The 18336-nt window shown below is 58.3% G+C and carries 15 protein-coding genes; 10 read left to right on the top strand and 5 right to left on the bottom strand.

Going from position 1 to position 18336, the window contains the following annotated elements; all coding sequences use genetic code 11:
* The first annotated feature begins 89 nt into the window (after positions 1 to 89).
* The 6 genes from THS5294_RS09705 (at position 90) to THS5294_RS09730 (ending at position 9458) form a co-directional block, all read left to right on the top strand.
* Complete coding sequence (locus THS5294_RS09705) at positions 90 to 1439, top strand: M16 family metallopeptidase (RefSeq protein WP_058123611.1); 1350 nt, start codon at positions 90 to 92, stop codon at positions 1437 to 1439.
* On the top strand, positions 1436 to 2737 hold the full coding sequence (locus THS5294_RS09710) for a M16 family metallopeptidase (protein WP_116904389.1): 1302 nt from the start codon (positions 1436 to 1438) through the stop codon (positions 2735 to 2737). Before THS5294_RS09705 ends, THS5294_RS09710 begins: the two co-directional genes overlap by 4 nt.
* A gap of 42 nt (positions 2738 to 2779) precedes the next feature.
* The gene (mutL, locus tag THS5294_RS09715; protein WP_058123612.1) at positions 2780 to 4588 is read left to right on the top strand and encodes a DNA mismatch repair endonuclease MutL; all 1809 of its coding nucleotides are present in this window, start codon (positions 2780 to 2782) and stop codon (positions 4586 to 4588) included.
* The gene (locus THS5294_RS09720) at positions 4585 to 5751 is read left to right on the top strand and encodes a DNA recombination protein RmuC (RefSeq protein ID WP_058123613.1); all 1167 of its coding nucleotides are present in this window, start codon (positions 4585 to 4587) and stop codon (positions 5749 to 5751) included. Before mutL ends, THS5294_RS09720 begins: the two co-directional genes overlap by 4 nt.
* A gap of 66 nt (positions 5752 to 5817) precedes the next feature.
* Positions 5818 to 8055, top strand: coding sequence for a ribonuclease R (rnr, locus tag THS5294_RS09725; protein WP_038007525.1), 2238 nt, complete (start codon positions 5818 to 5820; stop codon positions 8053 to 8055).
* A gap of 89 nt (positions 8056 to 8144) precedes the next feature.
* Positions 8145 to 9458 (top strand): lytic murein transglycosylase, encoded by a 1314-nt coding sequence (locus THS5294_RS09730; protein ID WP_058123614.1) that lies wholly within the window; start codon positions 8145 to 8147, stop codon positions 9456 to 9458.
* Here THS5294_RS09730 and THS5294_RS09735 read toward each other — a convergent pair.
* Positions 9455 to 9760, bottom strand: a complete 306-nt coding sequence (locus THS5294_RS09735) for an H-NS histone family protein (protein ID WP_038007528.1) — start codon at positions 9758 to 9760, stop codon at positions 9455 to 9457. The genes THS5294_RS09730 and THS5294_RS09735 overlap by 4 nt on opposite strands.
* A gap of 148 nt (positions 9761 to 9908) precedes the next feature.
* Positions 9909 to 10364: a free L-methionine (R)-S-oxide reductase MsrC gene (gene msrC, locus THS5294_RS09740; protein WP_503169816.1), complete on the bottom strand. Its 456-nt coding sequence runs from the start codon at positions 10362 to 10364 to the stop codon at positions 9909 to 9911.
* A gap of 149 nt (positions 10365 to 10513) precedes the next feature.
* On the opposite strand from msrC, the gene THS5294_RS09745 reads away from it, so the two are divergent.
* The 3 genes from THS5294_RS09745 to THS5294_RS09755 all read left to right on the top strand — a co-directional run bounded on the left by THS5294_RS09745 (position 10514) and on the right by THS5294_RS09755 (position 13009).
* Positions 10514 to 10858 (top strand): STAS domain-containing protein, encoded by a 345-nt coding sequence (locus tag THS5294_RS09745; protein WP_058123616.1) that lies wholly within the window; start codon positions 10514 to 10516, stop codon positions 10856 to 10858.
* A 16-nt stretch (positions 10859 to 10874) separates the two neighbouring features.
* Positions 10875 to 11315, top strand: a complete 441-nt coding sequence (locus THS5294_RS09750) for an ATP-binding protein (protein ID WP_058123617.1) — start codon at positions 10875 to 10877, stop codon at positions 11313 to 11315.
* A 116-nt stretch (positions 11316 to 11431) separates the two neighbouring features.
* A complete protein-coding gene (locus THS5294_RS09755; RefSeq protein WP_058123618.1) occupies positions 11432 to 13009 on the top strand; it encodes a gamma-glutamyltransferase family protein in 1578 nt (525 codons plus the stop codon).
* An 18-nt stretch (positions 13010 to 13027) separates the two neighbouring features.
* On the opposite strand, the gene THS5294_RS09760 is transcribed toward THS5294_RS09755, so the two are convergent.
* The 3 genes from THS5294_RS09760 to THS5294_RS09770 all read right to left on the bottom strand — a co-directional run bounded on the left by THS5294_RS09760 (position 13028) and on the right by THS5294_RS09770 (position 17285).
* Positions 13028 to 14203, bottom strand: a complete 1176-nt coding sequence (locus THS5294_RS09760; RefSeq protein ID WP_058123619.1) for an acetyl-CoA C-acyltransferase family protein — start codon at positions 14201 to 14203, stop codon at positions 13028 to 13030.
* 238 nt (positions 14204 to 14441) lie between these two features.
* Positions 14442 to 16034: a phosphoglycerate dehydrogenase gene (gene serA, locus THS5294_RS09765; protein ID WP_058123620.1), complete on the bottom strand. Its 1593-nt coding sequence runs from the start codon at positions 16032 to 16034 to the stop codon at positions 14442 to 14444.
* 96 nt (positions 16035 to 16130) lie between these two features.
* Complete coding sequence (locus THS5294_RS09770; protein ID WP_058123621.1) at positions 16131 to 17285, bottom strand: phosphoserine transaminase; 1155 nt, start codon at positions 17283 to 17285, stop codon at positions 16131 to 16133.
* 156 nt (positions 17286 to 17441) lie between these two features.
* On the opposite strand from THS5294_RS09770, the gene serB reads away from it, so the two are divergent.
* Positions 17442 to 18314 (top strand): phosphoserine phosphatase SerB, encoded by an 873-nt coding sequence (gene serB, locus THS5294_RS09775; RefSeq protein ID WP_038007539.1) that lies wholly within the window; start codon positions 17442 to 17444, stop codon positions 18312 to 18314.
* Positions 18315 to 18336 lie beyond the last annotated feature (22 nt).

Here is an 18336-nt window from a genome sequence, read left to right on the forward strand (position 1 = left end):
CACGAGGTCGTCAGGAATAGGCGCTGTCCGTTGACTTCGCGGCATGGGTGCCCATCTCCTATGCAATAGCCCTGACCTTCGGAGGCCCTATGCGCCGCTTTGCTCTCGCTACCCTCGCATGTTTCGCGTTCTCTGCCGCCGCACAGGCGCAAACCGCTGATCGCGTGACGACCTTTACCCTTGATAACGGGTTGGAGGCGGTCGTGATTGAGGACAACCGCGCCCCCGTCGTCGTCCATATGATGTGGTACAAGGTCGGCTCTGCGGATGAAACGTCCGGCAAATCCGGTATCGCGCATTTTCTGGAACATCTGATGTTCAAGGGCACCGAAACGATGGAACCGGGTGAGTTCAGTCGTGTGGTTGCCGCCAACGGCGGCTCTGACAACGCGTTTACCAGCTATGATTACACCGCGTATTTCCAGCGCGTCGCCTCGGACCGCTTGGAACTGATGATGCGCATGGAATCGGACCGCATGCGCAATCTGGTGCTAGACGATGAGGACATGCTGACCGAGCGCGATGTTGTGGTCGAAGAGCGTGCCCAACGCACCGACAGCAACCCGGGCGCATTGTTCAGCGAACAACGCCGCGCGGCGCAGTTTTTGAACCACCCCTATGGCCGTCCGATCATTGGGTGGCGCGATGAAGTGGCCGCCCTGACACTCCAAGACGCGCTTGATTTCTATGCGCTGCATTATGCGCCCAACAATGCGGTGCTTGTGGTGGCGGGTGACGTTGACCCCGATGAGGTCCGCGCGCTGGCCACGCAGTATTATGGCCCCGTGCCGCCATCCGAAAATCTACCGCCTCGGGCACGCCCAGCGGAGCCTGAGCATTTGTCGGCTCGCCATATGGAAATGGTCGATGATCGCGTGTCCAACCCGTATGTGATCCGCACGTGGCTTGCGCCTGAACGGGATGCGGGCGCGCAGCAGGATGCGGCGGCCTATACCCTTTTGGCCGCGCTGTTGGGTGGCAATTCCGCGACTTCGCACATGGGAAACCTGCTAGAGCAGACTGAGAAATCCGCGCTTTACACAGAGGCGTTTTATAGCGGCATGTCGCTGGACGACACGACGTTTGGTATGTTGGTCGTGCCCGTTCCGGGCCGGACGCTTGAGCAGGCCGAGGCTGACATGGAGCGTTCGCTCAAAACCTTCATTGAGGCCGGGATCGACAGTGCCAAGCTGGAACGGCTCAAGGCGCAGGTGCGGGCCTCCGAGATTTATGGGCAGGACAGTTTGCAGGGGCGTGCGCGCAGCTATGGCGCGGCTTTGACCTCGGGCTTGACCGTAGAGGACGTGCAGATGTGGCCAACCATCCTTGAGGCGGTGACCGAAGAACAAATCCTCGCTGCTGCCCAATCGCTGCTCGATCTGAACACATCTGTCACGGGTTATCTGACCAACCCATCCGCCGAGGAGGCCACGCAATGATGCTCCGTTTCGCTCTGATCATCGCCGTACTCGTGCCCTTCGGCGCACGTGCGGCCGTTGAAATCCAAGAGGTCACCTCACCCGGTGGGATCACCGCATGGCTGGTGGAGGAACCCTCGATCCCGTTTGTGGCGATGGACATCCGTTTCAAGGGCGGCAGCTCGCTTGATCCCGAAGGCAAGCGTGGCGCGACCTATATGATGATGGGCCTCCTAGAGGAGGGCGCCGGGGACCGTGACGCCCGCGCCTTTACCGAAGCGACCGAAGCCGTTGCTGCTAATTTCGGCTTTGATACCTTCCGGGATAGCGTCCAGATTGAGGCGCAGTTCCTGACGGAAAACCGTGAAGAAAGCCTCGCGTTGTTGCGTGACGCGATTAAGTTCCCCCGTTTTGACCAAGACGCCATCGACCGCGTCCAAACGCAGATTGTGTCGATCATTGAGGGCAATGAAACCGATCCAAACGACATCGCGGGCACGACGCTGGCCGCGCTAAGCTATCCGGGGCATCCCTATGCGACTGCGCAAGAAGGCACCGTTGAAAGCGTGAATGCTCTGACGCGTGCAGATCTGATCGCTGCGCATGAGGCTGTTTTTGCCCGGGACAGGGTCTATATCGGCGTGACAGGCGATATTTCTGCGGCAGAGCTTGGGCCTTTGCTGGATACGTTGCTGGGTGATTTGCCTGCGACTGGCGCGCCGATGCCTGTTGAGGCAGAGCTTGCGCTGGAGGGTGGGCAGACCATCGTTGACTACCGCTCACCCCAATCGGTGGTTCTGTTCGGCCACGCAGGGGTGGACCGTGACGATCCCGACTTTTTCCCGGCCTTTGTGGCGAACCACATCCTTGGTGGCGGCGGGTTTGAATCGCGCCTGATGGTGAACGTGCGTGAACGGCGCGGGCTGACCTATGGGATCAGTTCGTTCCTTGCTTCGCGCGATTATGGCAACCAATGGCTGGGACAGTTTTCGACCTCAAATGAAAACGTCGGGCCTGCCATCGACTTGATCCAATCCATCTGGGATGACATGGCCGAAAACGGCGTCACCCCGGAGGAATTGGATGCCGCTCAGACATATCTCACCGGGGCCTATCCACTGCGGTTTGATGGCAATGGGCGGATCGCGGGTATCCTTGCGGGGATGCAGGCGCAGGGGTTGGGTGTGGACTACATCGAGACCCGCAATGATCAGGTAAACGCCGTCACGCTAGAAGACATTCAGCGCGTTGCCGCTGAGCATTTGGTGGTTGAGGACATGCATTTTGTGATCGTTGGGCAGCCGCAGGGCTTCAACTAACACACTGGCAGAATCGGGCGCGAACATGCTACTTCTAGCGGTATGAACGCGCCCGACCGCAATATATCCCTTCCGACGATCCGTCAGCTTGATGAAAGCGCGGTCAACCGCATCGCCGCAGGCGAGGTGATCGAACGACCCGCTTCTGCCGTTAAGGAATTGGTGGAAAACGCGCTGGATGCTGGCGCGCGGCGCATCACCGTTGATATCGCGGATGGCGGTAAAACACTGATCCGCGTCACGGATGATGGCCACGGGATCGCGCCTATGCAGATGCCCTTGGCCGTTTCACGCCACGCCACGTCCAAGATCGACGGCTCAGATTTGACGAACATTCACTCTTTCGGTTTCCGAGGTGAGGCGCTTGCCTCTCTTGGGGCTGTTGGGCGGCTAACGCTGACGTCCCGCACGGCTGGTGAGGAAGCGACGAGCCTGACCGTCACAGGTGGTGCGCTTGGCGTCTGCAAGCCCGCCGCGCTCAGCAGCGGGACCGTGATGGAGCTGCGCGATTTGTTCTATGCCACGCCTGCGCGGCTCAAGTTTTTGCGCACCGACCGGGCGGAGATGCAGGCGATATCGGATGTCATCAAACGCCTCGCTATGGCCGAACCCTTCGTTGGGTTCACTTTGCGCGATGTGTCCGCTGATGCGGCACGGGTTACCTTTCGCGCGGACCCGCAAACCGGTGATCTGTTTGATGCGCTGCATGGGCGGCTTGCCACTGTGCTGGGCAAGGATTTCGCCGAAAACGCTTTGCCCATTGATGCAGAGCGGGATGGCATTGGCCTGACCGGTTATGCGGCCCTCCCCACCTATTCGCGCGGCGCGGCGGTGGCGCAGTTTTTGTTCGTGAACGGGCGTCCCGTGCGGGACAAGCTGTTACTTGGGGCGTTGCGCGGCGCGTATCATGATTTTTTGAGCCGGGATCGGCATCCGGTTGCGGCGCTGTTCATCGACTGCCCGCCGGAATTGGTGGACGTCAACGTGCACCCTGCCAAGTCGGAGGTCCGCTTTCGGGAGCCGGGCATGGTGCGCGGCTTGATCGTCAGCGCGCTGCGGCATGCCTTGGCCAATGCGGGGCACCGTGCGTCGACCACTGTGGCCGACGCCACGCTTGGGGCCATGCGCCCCGAAGCCCCGACCGCGCCGGTTTATCAGATGGAGCGTTCGCCGAGCCTCCGCCCCCAAAGCTATCAGATCGAAACGCCTGCATTCGCCGAGCCAACAGCGCGGTTTGAGCCTGTTATTGACGCTGCCCCCGAAACGCCTCAGGCGACTTATGGCCCCTTGGGAGCAGCCCGCGCGCAGGTGCATGAAAACTACATCATCTCCCAGACGCAAAATGGCATGGTCATCGTGGACCAGCATGCCGCCCATGAACGGCTTGTGTACGAAAAGCTAAAGCGTCAGATGGCAGAAAATGGCGTTCCGACGCAGGCCCTTTTGATCCCGGATATCGTTGAATTAGGGACGGATGCGGACCGTCTGTTGGAGCTTGATCTGGGGCGATTTGGCCTTGTGCTGGAACCCTTCGGCCCGGGTGCGATTGCCGTGCGCGAAACCCCTGCCATTTTGGGCACCATCAACGCCGAGGCTCTGTTGCGGGACATTCTGGATGAGTTGGACGACACCGGTGATACCCTGACGGTGCAATCCCGAATTGAGGCTGTGCTCAGTCGTATTGCCTGTCACGGGTCAATCCGTTCTGGCCGTCAAATGCGTGCAGAGGAAATGAACGCGCTGCTGCGCGAGATGGAAGCCACGCCCCATTCCGGCCAATGCAACCACGGGCGGCCCACCTATGTGGAGCTGAAACTGTCTGACATCGAACGGCTGTTTGGGCGCACATGATCCGTCTGGGCAGCATTGAGATCGCGTTGGATGATCCGGTCACCTTGGCGCTGATCGGGGCGGGTGCGCTGGTCATCCTGCTGGTGTTTCTATCTTTGCGAACCGCTGCCCGTACCGCCCGCGCATTAGAGCCTATCGCCGGGCAGATGACCTATTTCAGCACCCGTGTCCAAGCTCTGTCTGATGGTCAGATGCAGATCACTGGCGCGCTTGCAGCCGTGTCAGAGGCACAGGCCACGGCCCAATCCGCCATGCTTGCCAATATGGAACGGCGGTTGGAAGACGTGCAAAAATCCATGGGCGAGACGCTGCACGGGACCTCAAACCGTACGGCGCGTTCGCTGGGTGCGTTGCAAGAACGTTTGGAAACCATCGACCGCGCGCAGGCCAAGATCGAAAAGCTATCGGGCGATGTTCTGTCGCTGCAAGATATCTTGTCGAACAAACAAACGCGCGGGGCGTTTGGTGAAATCCAACTGAATGATATCGTGTCCAAGGCGCTGCCAGCAGACAGCTATTCGCTGCAAGCAACGCTTTCAAACGGCAAGCGTGCGGATTGCCTGATCCATTTGCCGAACCCTCCGGGGCCTATCGTGATTGATAGTAAATTCCCGCTGGAGGCGTATGAGGCCTTGGTTCGTGCGGACACGCCGCAGGCCAAAACGGAGGCTGAGCGCGCCTTTCGCGTTGCCATTCGCACCCACATCAAAGCGATCTCCGAGCGGTACATTCTAGAGGGTGAAACCGCGGACGGTGCGTTGATGTTCCTGCCCTCAGAGGCTGTTTACGCCGAATTGCACGCGCATTTCCCTGAGGTTGTGCGCGATGGGTTTGCCGCGCGGGTTTGGATCGTATCGCCCACGACCTGCATGGCGACGTTGAACACGATGCGCGCGATCCTCAAGGATGCGCGGATGCAGGCGCAGGCCGGTGAAATCCGCAAACAAATCTCGGCTTTGCACCGCGACGTGGAATTGGTGGTTGAGCGTGTGGGCAAGCTGAACACACATTTCGGCCAAGCCCGGCGCGATGTTGAAGGGATCAATATCGCTGCGGAACGCGCGGGCAAACGCGCGGGTCAGCTTGAGAGTTTCGAGTTCGAGCCAAGCGCGCCGGATACTGTAGTTCCGTTGACCAAGGCTGCGACCCCGCCCGCTGAGTAGCCGATAAGGACGGCCCCGCCGCTTTCGGGCTGGGCGTACACCGGGCCGCGTGCTAGCTGGATGCCTATGACACAGGTACCCACCAAGCCGCAGATCCTACAATGGATCGCCGATAACCCCTCGCTCACTTCTAAACGTGACATCTCCAAGGCCTTTGGGATCAAGGGGGCCGCGCGGATTGATCTAAAACGCGTCTTGCGCGAGTTGGAGGCTGAGGGGCATCTGCAAAAACGATCTCGCAGTTATACGGACCCTGATACGCTGCCGCCTGTTGCGGTGGTTGAGGTTACGGGGACTGACGCAGACGGTGACCTGTTTGCCCGGCCTTTGCAGTGGAAGGGTGAAGGCGATGTCCCGCGTATCCTGATGGAGCTAAAAGCCTCGGACCCGGCAATGGGGCCAAGCGATCAGGCGCTTGTGCGGTTGCAGGCTGTGCAGGACGAAACGCACGAATACATCGGTCGGTTGATCCGCCGCATTGGCACCAACCCCAAGCGGATTTTGGGAGTTTACCGCGCTGGGGCCGAGGCCGGTCGCATCGTGCCGATTGACAAGGGTGCAGACCGCGAATGGCACGTGCCTGCCGGTGCCCGCGAGGGCGCGCAGGACGGAGAATTGGTTGAGGCCGAACAGACCGGCCCCAAAGGACGCATGGGTATGCCCCGCGCCCGCGTGGTTGCGCGGTTGGGTGATCCGGGTGCGGCCAAAGCCGTTAGCCTGATTGCGATCCATCAACATGGTATTCCCGATCATTTTCCTGATGCGGTCATGGAAGAAGCCGACGCCGCAACGCCCGTCGATCTGGGCAAGCGCGAAGATCTGCGCGAGCTGCCGCTGATCACGATTGATCCCCATGATGCGCGGGATCACGACGATGCCTGTTTTGCGCATGCCGATGATGATCCGAAAAATCCTGGCGGTCATATCATTTGGGTCGCCATTGCGGACGTTGCGCATTACGTGCGCCCCGGCTCCAAACTAGACCGAGAGGCGCGTCGGCGCGGCAACTCAACATACTTCCCTGACCGTGTGGTGCCGATGCTGCCGGATCGGCTTTCGGGGGACCTATGCTCGCTTCACGAGGGGGTTGAGCGGCCCTGTATCGCGGTGCGGATGCAGATTGATGCGTCAGGCGAAAAGATTGGTCAGCGGTTCACGCGGGGCCTTATGAAATCACATGCGTCGCTGCATTACGAAGAGGTTCAGGCCGCTATAGATGGCGCGCCCACGGACCGTACTGAGCCGTTTCTTGAGGATGTTTTGCGTCCGCTTTATGCGGCCTATGACGCGCTCAAGACCGCGCGGGCCTCACGGCAACCGCTAGAGCTTGATCTGCCGGAGCGGACCATCCAGCTGAGCCCCGAGGGGGAGGTGACAGCCGTCGCCTTTAAGGACCGCTTGGATGCGCACCGTCTGATTGAAGAATTCATGGTGCTGGCCAATGTCGCCGCCGCCGAAGAACTGGGCACCCGGGGCCAAGCGCTGTTGTACCGTGCCCACGAAGAGCCAAACGCCGACAAACTTGAGGCCCTGCGGGATACCGCGCAGGCCAGTGGCTTTTCGCTGGCCAAAGGGCAGGTTCTGCAAACCCGGCAGTTGAACAAATTGCTCAATGACGCGTCCGAGAGCGACTTTGCCGAGCTGATCAACATGTCCACGCTGCGTAGCATGACGCAGGCCTATTACACGCCCAAACACATTGGGCACTTTGGTCTCGCGCTGAAGGCATATGCGCATTTCACGTCGCCCATTCGGCGCTATGCTGATCTGATCGTGCATCGCGGTTTGGTTGCGGCGCACAAATGGGGCGACGACGGGCTGAGCGTCCAGGATACTGAAACGCTGGATGACACGGCCAAGCTGATCTCTGACACCGAGCGGCGGTCGATGGTGGCCGAGCGGGACACCTCGGACCGTTACCTCGCAGCCTTCCTGAGCAACCATGTCGGCGCGGAGTTTACGGGGCGCATCAGTGGCGTGCAGGCGTTTGGCGTGTTTGTACGGTTGGATGAGACGGGGGCGGATGGGATGATCCCGGTTCGCAGTCTGGGGCGTGAATATTTCCGCTATGACCGCGATGCCCAGGTGCTTGAGGGCACCGAGAGTGGCCTGCAAATTGGAATTGGGCTGCGCGTGACCGTCAAACTGGCCGCAGCCGTGCCTGTAACGGGGGGGCTGACCCTCGAAATGCTTGAGATCGATGGCGCGGTGACCAAACAGTTCACCAAGCGGCGCGGAAAAGGGCCTGTTCGGCACAAAGGTAAGCGTGTCAAAAAGTCGACGCGCCGTCGATCCACCAAGTAGCACAGACCCGCTTATCCTCTGCGAACTGTCTTTGTGATTTTCCCCATTCGCGTTACGCTCTGCGTGCGAACGGTCAAATGGGAGACACCATGCGCGGCGCAGCAGCAGTCATCGGATTTGTTCTATTGTGTGGAGGCGTAGAGGCCAGCCCTTTGGCTGTGGACACCTCTGAGCGGCCTGCGCAACGCGTGCAGGTTTCGACGGTTACCCTCTCAACGCTAAGCCCTGTGCCACGCCCGACGGCCCCGACGCTTCAAACGCCGGTAATTGAGGTTGCTGCGAATGCGCGATTTGACCGCTGGGTGGGGGCGTTCAAGCGTCGTGCGCGGGGGCAGGGTATTTCGCAACGTACATTGGATCAGGCATTTGAAGCGGCGCAGTATTTGCCTGACGTGATCCGCCGGGATCGCAACCAAGCCGAGTTCACCAAAACGCTCTGGGAATATTTGGACAGTGCGGTGTCTGCGACGCGTGTGCGCAACGGTAAGGCCGCTTTGCGCAAACATGCCCGTGTTTTAGGCCGGATTGAGGCGCAATACGGGGTGCCCAAAGAGACCGTTGTAGCGGTCTGGGGGCTAGAAAGCGCCTATGGCACCTTCCGCGGGTCCGAGCCGACTATTTCCGCATTGGCTACCCTTGCATTTGATGGCCGCCGCGCGCGCTTTTTCGAAAGTGAATTAGTTAACGCGTTAACTATTTTGCAAAACGGGGATATTGCGCCGCAGAATATGACTGGGTCTTGGGCGGGTGCTATGGGGCATACGCAATTCATGCCCTCTAGCTACAATGCTTATGCCGTTGATTTTACCGGGGACGGCCGCCGTGATATTTGGTCGGATGATCCGAGCGATGCCCTTGCGTCAACTGCCAATTATTTGGCCCGCTTCGGATGGCAGAAAAACCTGCCTTGGGGTGTAGAGGTCGAATTGCCCAATGGATTTGATTACGGTCAAACTGGTGACCGAATTCGCAAATCCGCGAATGCGTGGCGTCAATTGGGGGTGCGTCCTGCACGCGGCGGACAATTGCCCAATAGTGATCGCGTTTCGATTTTGGTGCCCGCTGGTGCAAAGGGCGTGGCCTTTGCGATCTATCAAAACTTCCAAGTAATTGAGCGATATAACCCCGCAGATGCCTATGTAATTGCGGTGGGCCACCTAGCAGACCGCATTGCAGGCCGGCCTGATTTTAAGGCGTCTTGGCCCCGTGGGGACAGGGGTCTGCGGTTTGTAGAGCGGAAGGAAGTTCAGCAACTTTTGGCGCGCAGGGGCTTTGATCCCGGCGGTGTGGATGGGAAAATTGGGCCCAACACGTTGTCTGCCGTGAGGCGGTATCAAGCGAGCATCGGAGCGACGCCCGATGGATATGTCTCGCTTGATTTACTAAATCAATTACGCCGTTAAATGGCGAAGGATTCGAGGTCTTTTCCAGCGTCGAGAGCCTCAACAATCCACTTTGGTTTACGTCCACGTCCGGTCCATGTGAGGGCTGAATCTTCGGGGTGGCGATATTTTGGTGGATTAACGCTTTTCGTTGTTTTCTTCATGCCGGCAACTTCGTTCAAATCAACGCCAATTTCCTTAGCGTAATCTTCGAGCTTTTTGCGTGCTTCAAGCAGGCGCCGTTCCTCAAATGAAGTGATGGCTTTTTCTACATCGCGTTTCAGCTTTTTTAGCTCGTCGAGCGAAAGTGTATTCAGGTCCATGATAGCTCCCTTCTGAATAGGTGAGGCCGCTAACAGTAAATAGAGCACCTATCAAGAAAAATCATGATTTCTATTGTATTTCGCGAAATATGCGCAGGTCTAAGCGTGAGTTGATAGTACTTAGGCGCGAGCAAGATCGCGCTTCGCGTTAAGGGCGGGTAAAAACATCTCGGAGCAAGCGTTCCAACTCGGCCGCATCCTGGGTGGTAAATGCGTCTGGCTGATTGCTGTCGATGTCAAAAACCGCGATCAGCTTGCCTGCGTTATCATGTACCGGCAGGACCAACTCGGATCGGGTGGAGCTGGCGCAAGCAATATGGCCCGGAAAGGCTTCCACGTCCGGTACCAATTGCGTCGTCTCGGTGCGTGCGGCGGCCCCGCATACGCCACGCGAAAAGGGGATCACAAGGCAGCCATGCCCGCCCTGGTAGGGTCCAATTTTTAGCAGTTCAGGGGCGACAACGCGGTAAAATCCGGTCCAATCAAATCTGTCGTCGGCGTGATGCACCTCACAGGCGACGGTCGCCATCAGAGCGACTAAATCATCCTCGCCTGCCGTTAGCGCAGCGGTCGTTTGATGCAACATTGCGTAGTCGGCCATGATCGTCCTTTGGGATGTAAGTGCCACAAAATGTGCAGCTACAGATACTCATGTGTTTTCGTAGGGTCGAGTGTTTTGATCGATGGAAACGGATTGGTAATAATTGTGGCGTACGGTTTTCGAAATGTGTGAGAGTTTGAAGGGAAGCCGTGATGCAGTTGACGACCCAGATAAAGCCCGATGCGCTTTGCGTAACGGTTGAGGATGAGCGCATTGATGCGGCGATTGCTGTGCAGTTCAAGGATGCGTTTCGCAAGCTTTTGGTCGGCCATAAGGGCCGTGTGGTTGTTGATCTGGAAAAGGTCGCATTCCTTGACAGTTCGGGCCTTGGGGCACTTGTTGCCGTGATGAAGATGCTGCCGAGTGGACAGAAACTTGAGCTCGCGGGGTTACAGGATGCCGTGCAAAAGGTGCTCAAGCTAACGCGGATGGATAGTATTTTCGTCCTTCACTCAGATGCCAAAACCGCCTTCGGCTCCGAGCAAAGCGCCGCATAAGCTTTGGGAGAGGCTCATGTCACCTCAAACTCTGATCGACTGTGCATTTCCGGGCACGTTCGCTCATGTGTCGGATCATCTGAAAAAGCTACAGGTTGAGCTGGAGCGTAATGCGGTTGAGCCTGAGCCCAAAGACGACATTTTAATTGTATTGGCTGAACTGCTTAATAATATCGTAGAGCATGGGTATTGCGCGTCGGGGAAGGGCAATATTCACCTCACGGTTCATGCGCACAAGCGGGCCGACAAAAATGCGGTCTACATCCGAACCGTAGATCAAGGTCCACCTGTCCCCGCCGATGCCTTGATCGGTGCGTCCCTGCCCAGCTTGACCAAAGACAGCCAAGACATGCCCGAGGGCGGGTTTGGCTGGTTCATGATTCATACGTTGGCCGACAGCATTAATTACGAACGAATTGATGACGAAAACAGGTTCACGTTCTGTGTGGGGTTTTAGGGTGCGACCTCGAAAGTGACCAAAGCCTGTTCCGCTCACTTGGCTCGCTGCAATCCCCATCTTGGCTTCTGAAATTCTCGCGCTAAAGTCACGCTTCACACTGAGCGGAGAACAAAATGCGCGACTTACAACTTCCTGGCCGGTCCCCAGTGCTCGCTTCGCGGGGCATGTGTGCGACTTCGCACCCATTAGCGAGCCGGGTGGCAATCGAAACCCTGATGCGGGGCGGCAATGCGGTTGATGCCGCAATTGCGGGCGCTGTTTTGCTTGGGCTCTGTGAGCCACAGATGACCGGGTTGGGCGGTGACTGCTTTGTGCTGCTCAAACCAGCGGGGTCTGAAGATGTTGTCGCACTAAACGGCTCGGGCAAGGCACCGGCAGGTGCGTCTGCTCAATCGCTGCGCGACCGGGGTCTGACAGCCGTGCCGCTTTATTCCGCCGATGCGGTCACGGTGCCCGGCGCAGTTGATGCGTTTTGTAAACTGTCCTCTGATCACGGCAAGCTAGGCATCGCCGATACCCTTGGGCCGGTTATTCCATATTTCCGCGATGGGGTTCCTGTCGCACCTCGGGTCGCTTTTGATTGGGCCGAAGCGGAGGAAACGCCGCAGGGTCGCGCCCGCGAACTGTTTCTGCCATGGGGCAAAGCGCCCAAAATGGGCACAAGCTTTGCCCTGCCCGATCAGGCAAACGCACTAGAGGCTATCGCCAAAAATGGCCGCGCCGGATTCTACGAAGGCCCGGTCGCCGAAGACATGGTGAATAGCCTGCGAGCCTTGGGTGGTCAGCATACCTTGAACGATTTTGCGGCAACATCTGCGGATTACACGGCGCCCGTAAGCGGTATGCACAACGGGCTAGAGCTGGTCGAGCATCCGCCCAACGGCATGGGCGCGACGGCGATTTTGATGAACGCGATCCTGTCGCATTTTGATATCGCGAGCCTTGATCCATTCGGCACCAAACGCGCCCATATTGAAGCCGAGGCCGCGAAGCTTGCCTATGATGCCCGTGATCGGTTCATCGCGGATCCTGACCATACGACTGCTTTGGTGCATATGCTGGCCCCCGAAACTGCTTCGGGTTTGGCCGCGTTGATCGACCCCAAGCGTGCCGCGCAAGAGGTCCACACACGGACCGAAGCCGTGCACAAAGACACCATCTACATCACAGTCGTCGACAAAGACGGCATGGCTGTGTCGTTGATTTACTCGGTTTTCCACAGCTTCGGCAGTGGTTTGGCATCTGATAAATATGGTATTTTGTTCCAAAACCGCGGTGCTGGCTTCACTCTGCAAAGCGGGCATCCCAACGAATATGGTCCGGGCAAACGCCCTATGCACACTATTATTCCGGCCATGCTCAAGCAGAACGGCAAAGTTATCATGCCCTTTGGTGTGATGGGCGGCGCGTATCAGGCAAATGGGCACGCGCGGTTTGTTTCCAACCTGACGGACTTCGGAATGGATGCTCAATCAGCCATCGATGGGCCGCGGTGTTTCTCGGACACGGGTGTGCTAAAGGTTGAGCGGGGCTATAGCGATGCTGTCCGCGCTGAGCTGCAAAGCATGGGCCACAATGTCGAAATTCCGCATGGACCGATTGGCGGCGCGCAAGCGATCCGCATTGATGAAAGCGGTTATCTTGAAGGGGCCTCTGATCCCCGCAAGGACGGTTGCGCGCTCGGCTACTAAGCGCGCAACAGTTTAGCGTTACAGGCGTTCAATCGCCAAAGCGATGCCCTGACCGCCGCCGATACACATGGTGATCAGGGCACGCTTCCCGCCAGTGCGGATCAACTCATACAGCGCCTTTACGGTGATAATCGCACCCGTTGCGCCAACGGGATGACCCAACGCGATCGCGCCGCCGTTGGGGTTAACACGCGCGGGGTCGAGCCCGAGACCTTTGTTGACCGCCAGTGCTTGGGCGGCAAAAGCTTCATTGCTTTCAATCACATCGAAGTCAGCAATCGTAAGGCCGGTTCGTGCGCACAATGCCTCAACGGCTGGGATCGGACCAATGCCCATCACGTCGGGGCGGACCCCAGCGTGGGCATATCCCAGCACGCGGGCCATCGGCTGGTGCCCACCTTTCGCGGCGGCCTTTGCGGTGGCAAGCACAAGCGCGGCTGCCCCATCATTGATCCCGCTAGCGTTGCCCGCAGTCACGGTCCCGTCCTTTTGAAACACCGCGCGAAGGCCACCAAGTTTTTCCATGGTGGTCGCTTTGGGGTGTTCATCGCGCGCAAATTCGACCGTATCTCGTTTGACGCGGACCTCAACCGGCACGATCTGGCTGTCAAAGTAGCCCGCATCGATAGCGGCGGCTGCGCGGTTTTGGCTTTCTAGCGCAAAGGCATCCTGCTCGGTGCGGGTGATGCTATGTTCACGCGCGACGTTTTCCGCAGTGACACCCATGTGCCCGGTTCCGAATGGGCAGGTCAGCGCGCCGAGCATCATGTCAGTGGCCCCAGTGTCGCCCATTTTCTGGCCAAACCGAAGGGAGGGAACGGTATAGGGCGCGCGGCTCATATTCTCGGCTCCGCCAACCAGCGCAAATTCGGCATCGCCCAATTGCAGGGCCTGAACTCCCGATACAATCGCTTGCACGCCCGAGCCGCACAGTCTGTTGATGTTCATCGCGGGAACGGTTTCCGGCACGCTCGCCTGCATTGCAGCGACCCGGGATAGGTACATGTCGCGGGGTTCTGTGTTGATGACATGGCCGAAAACGGTGGTGCCGATGGCCGTGCCTGCAACGCCCGCGCGGTCCAGCGCGGCTTTGGCCGCAACGGTGCCCAGGTCGATAGCTGAGGTTCCCGCCAGCGCGCCACCAAACGTCCCGATGGCGGTTCGTGCGCCTGATAATATTACGATTTCTTGCATTCTATCCTCCGCATTGCTTCGATTACCGGGCGGCAAATGAGCAGTTAATCCCCCTGCTGCCACGTGAATTGAAGTGTGACTTGTCAATGGATAGGTGGCCCGAAACATCGCGTCCAGCGTAACGTGACGGTGTTGCGCTTGAGGCTAGACTGCAGGCTTCGCAAAGATGTTTGGGGGGCGTGACGCGGATTAACGGGCCGCTAAGACGCGGCCCGCTATGATGTTTTTTAATTGAGTATTAGGCCACGTTGAAATGCAACGGTGCAACCGACTGGAACAGACCCGTGGCGCGCAGCTTTTCAAGGACGGCGGCAGGGGGGGAACCATCAAGGTACAAAAGCGCAATCGCATTTGCACCCGCAGCCGACCGGCCCAGCGTAAAGTTCGCGATGTTCACGTCGTTTTCGCCCATCGTTTGACCCAGTGTCCCGATGATGCCGGGAACGTCGGTGTTGGTGGTATAGAGCATGTGCGCGCCCACCTCGGCGTCGATGTTGATGCCTTTGATCTGGATGAAACGCGGCTTGCCGTCCGAGAATACGGTGCCTGCGATGGAACGCTCACGCTCTGCGGTTTTGACCACCAGTTTGATGTAGCCATCAAATGCGCCGGATTTGTCTTGGCTCGTGGTCGAGATTTGGATGCCGCGCTCTTTGGCGATCACCGGTGCCGAGACCATGTTCACATCAGGGTTTGTGGCCTTCATGATGCCTGCGACGGCTGAACAGTTCAGCGCCTCTAGGTTCATTGCGGACACGGTGCCGTTGTAGATGATTTCGATCGATTGGATCGGCTCATCGGTCATTTGACCCACGAATGATCCCAAATGCTCGGCCACTTTGACCCAAGGGCCCATGACTTTGGCTTCCTCAGCTGTGACCGATGGCATGTTGAGCGCGTTTTCCACGGCCCCCGTGAGGAGGTAGTTGGACATTTGCTCGGCCACTTGCAGGGCCACGTTTTCCTGTGCCTCTGTGGTTGCAGCCCCAAGGTGTGGGGTGCAAACCACGTTGGGCAGGTTGAACAGGGGGCTGTCGGTGGCGGGCTCAACCTTGAATACGTCAAATGCAGCACCTGCGACGTGGCCGGATTTCAGGGCCTCGGCCAATGCGTCCTCATCCACCAGACCGCCGCGGGCACAGTTGATGATACGCACGCCTTTTTTCGTTTTGGCGATGTTTTCGGCGCTGAGGATGTTGGCGGTTGCATCGGTGAATGGCACGTGCAGCGTGATGAAGTCAGCGCGGGCAAGCAGGGCATCCAGCTCAACCTTTTCAACGCCCATTTTGTCGGCACGCTCTTCCGAAAGGAAGGGGTCATAGGCGACCACCTTCATTTTCAAGCCACGGGCGCGATCGCACACGATGCCACCAATGTTGCCTGCGCCAATCACGCCGAGCGTTTTGCCGGTCAATTCAACGCCCATAAACTTGGATTTTTCCCATTTGCCCGCATGCGTGGATGCGCTGGCTTCTGGGATTTGGCGGGCAACGGCGAACATCATGGCGATGGCGTGTTCGGCGGTGGTGATCATGTTGCCAAAAGGCGTGTTCATAACGATCACACCCTTTTTCGATGCGGCCGCTTTGTCCACGTTGTCGGTGCCGATACCAGCGCGACCCACCACCTTGAGGTTGTCGGCAGAGGCGAGGATTTTCTCGGTCACTTTGGTGGCTGAACGGATGGCGAGGCCATCGTATTGGCCGATCACCTCGGCCAGACGGTCTTTGTCTTTGCCAAGATTGGGTTCGAAATCCACATCAATGCCGCGATCGCGGAAAATCTGAACGGCGGTTTCGGAAAGTTTGTCGGAGACGAGAACTTTGGGCATATCATTGTACCTTCTGAGAGTGGATGCGCCTATGCGCACCCTACGGGTCAGTGAAAAAAGAGGGGTGAGGCGCGCAATCAGCGCGCCGGAATTGGATTAGGCGGCGACGGTTTGTGCCGCGATCTCGGCTTCGAACGCCCATTCGATCCAAGGCATCAACGCCTCAACATCTGAGGTTTCAACCGTGCCGCCGCACCAGATGCGCAGACCAGCCGGCGCGTCGCGATAGGCGCCAACATCCAGTGCGACACCCGCCTTTTCGAGCCGCTTAGCGACGGCTTTGGCGAATGTTGCACCGTTTTGGATACGGGCATCCGCGAACTTGAGGCAGACGGACGTGTTCGACCAAGTCGCTGGATCTTCGGCGAGGTTTTCGATCCAATCGTGCGCGGCTACAAAGTCATGCACTGCCTGCGCATTAGCGTCGGCGCGTGCAATCATGCCAGCAGCGCCGCCCTTGGATTTGGCCCAATCCAGTGCCACGAGATAATCCTCAACACACAGCATCGAGGGCGTGTTGATTGTTGCGCCAGTAAAGATACCGTCGATCAGCTTGCCACCTTTGGTGAGGCGGAAAATCTTGGGCAGGGGCCACGGGGGCGTGTAGCTTTCAAGGCGTTCTACGGCGCGGGGGCTCAGGATCAGCATCCCATGCGCACCTTCGCCGCCCAGCACTTTTTGCCAAGAGAAGGTGGTCACATCCAACTTGTCCCATGGCAAATCCATCGCGAAGGCGGCCGAGGTGGCATCGCACAGCGTCAGCCCCGCGCGGTCCGCGGGGATCACATCTCCGCTCGGGAGGCGCACACCCGATGTCGTGCCGTTCCAAGTGAAACAAACGTCATTGTTAAAATCGACCGTGGCGAAATCGACGATCTGACCATAGTCAGCGGTCTTAACTTCTGCGTCGATCTTGAGTTGTTTGACAGCGTCGGTCACCCAGCCGGAGCCAAAGCTTTCCCAAGCGAGCATCTCAACCTTGCGTTCGCCCAGCAGGTTCCACATCGCCATCTCATAGGCGCCGGTATCAGATGCGGGAACGATGCCGATTTTATAATCAGCGGGAATGCCGAGGACCTCACGGGTCGTCTCAATCGCGGCTTTGAGTTTTTCTTTGCCAACGGCAGCGCGGTGCGAGCGGCCCAGTGGCGCGTCGGCAAGCATCTCTAATGAAAAGTTGGGGAGTTTGGCGCAGGGGCCAGAAGAAAAACGCGGATTAGCGGGCTTAATGCCCGGTTCGATCATACCCATGATGGATACCCTTTCAGATATTTGCCTCGCGTTGGGGCGAGGTGTCCCGCCACTGCACCTATCGGGGGAAACCGACTCGCACAAGCGGCAATCCTGCGCTAAAGCGCCGCTCATTGGATCAAATGCGACACGCCCTGACGACGATCGGAAACTTTCATGAAGTGTGTAACCCTGCTGACCGCGCCCGCGACCCCCGTGCTAGAGCCTGCTTTGGTGGAAAATCTCCGCAACGCGTGGGGCGGGGGGGCTGTGCAATGGCTTATGCCTGATGTCGCTGCTGAGTTTGAGGTGAACGAGGTGCCGGGCAACCGTTGGGATGTGTGGGAAAGCTTGCAATCGGTCGGCGTGGACCTTGTGGTGCAGCCAAGTGCGGGGCGGCGCAAAAAGATGCTGTTGGCGGATATGGACAGCACCATGATCCAGCAAGAATGCATTGATGAATTGGCCGCTGAGGCGGGTGTGGGGCCTCGCGTGGCTGATATCACCGCGCGCGCGATGAATGGTGAATTGGACTTTGAGGGGGCCCTGATTGAGCGTGTCGGCCTGTTAAAGGACCTGCCCGTTGCCACGATCGATCACGTGCTTGCCACGCGGATCACCCATATGCCCGGCGGTGCCGCCCTTGTGGCAACGATGAAGGCGAATGGTGCCTATGCGGCATTGGTGTCGGGCGGTTTCACGGCATTCACCGCGCAGGTTGCGGCCGCGCTGGGCTTTGATGAAAACCGGGCCAATACGCTGTTGGCAAATGGTGACAAATTGACGGGCGATGTGGGGCGGCCAATTTTGGGTAAGGAAGCCAAAGTTGCTGCGCTGCAGCAAATCACTGCCCGTTTGGGAATTTCTGAAGAGGATGTGCTGGCTGTAGGAGATGGTGCAAACGATTTAGGAATGCTGAGTCGCGCAGGTCTTGGGGTGGCTTTGCACGCCAAACCATCGGTTCAGGCCCAGTGCGATGTGCGCATTAATCATGGCGATTTGACAGGTTTGTTGTTCATTCAGGGGTATAGCGTCGCAGATTTTGCCTAGTGGGTTGATTTATTAATGCTGC

Origin of the sequence: Thalassobacter stenotrophicus (assembly GCF_001458315.1) — a bacterium.
In the GTDB taxonomy this organism is placed as follows: Bacteria; Pseudomonadota; Alphaproteobacteria; order Rhodobacterales; family Rhodobacteraceae; genus Thalassobacter; species Thalassobacter stenotrophicus.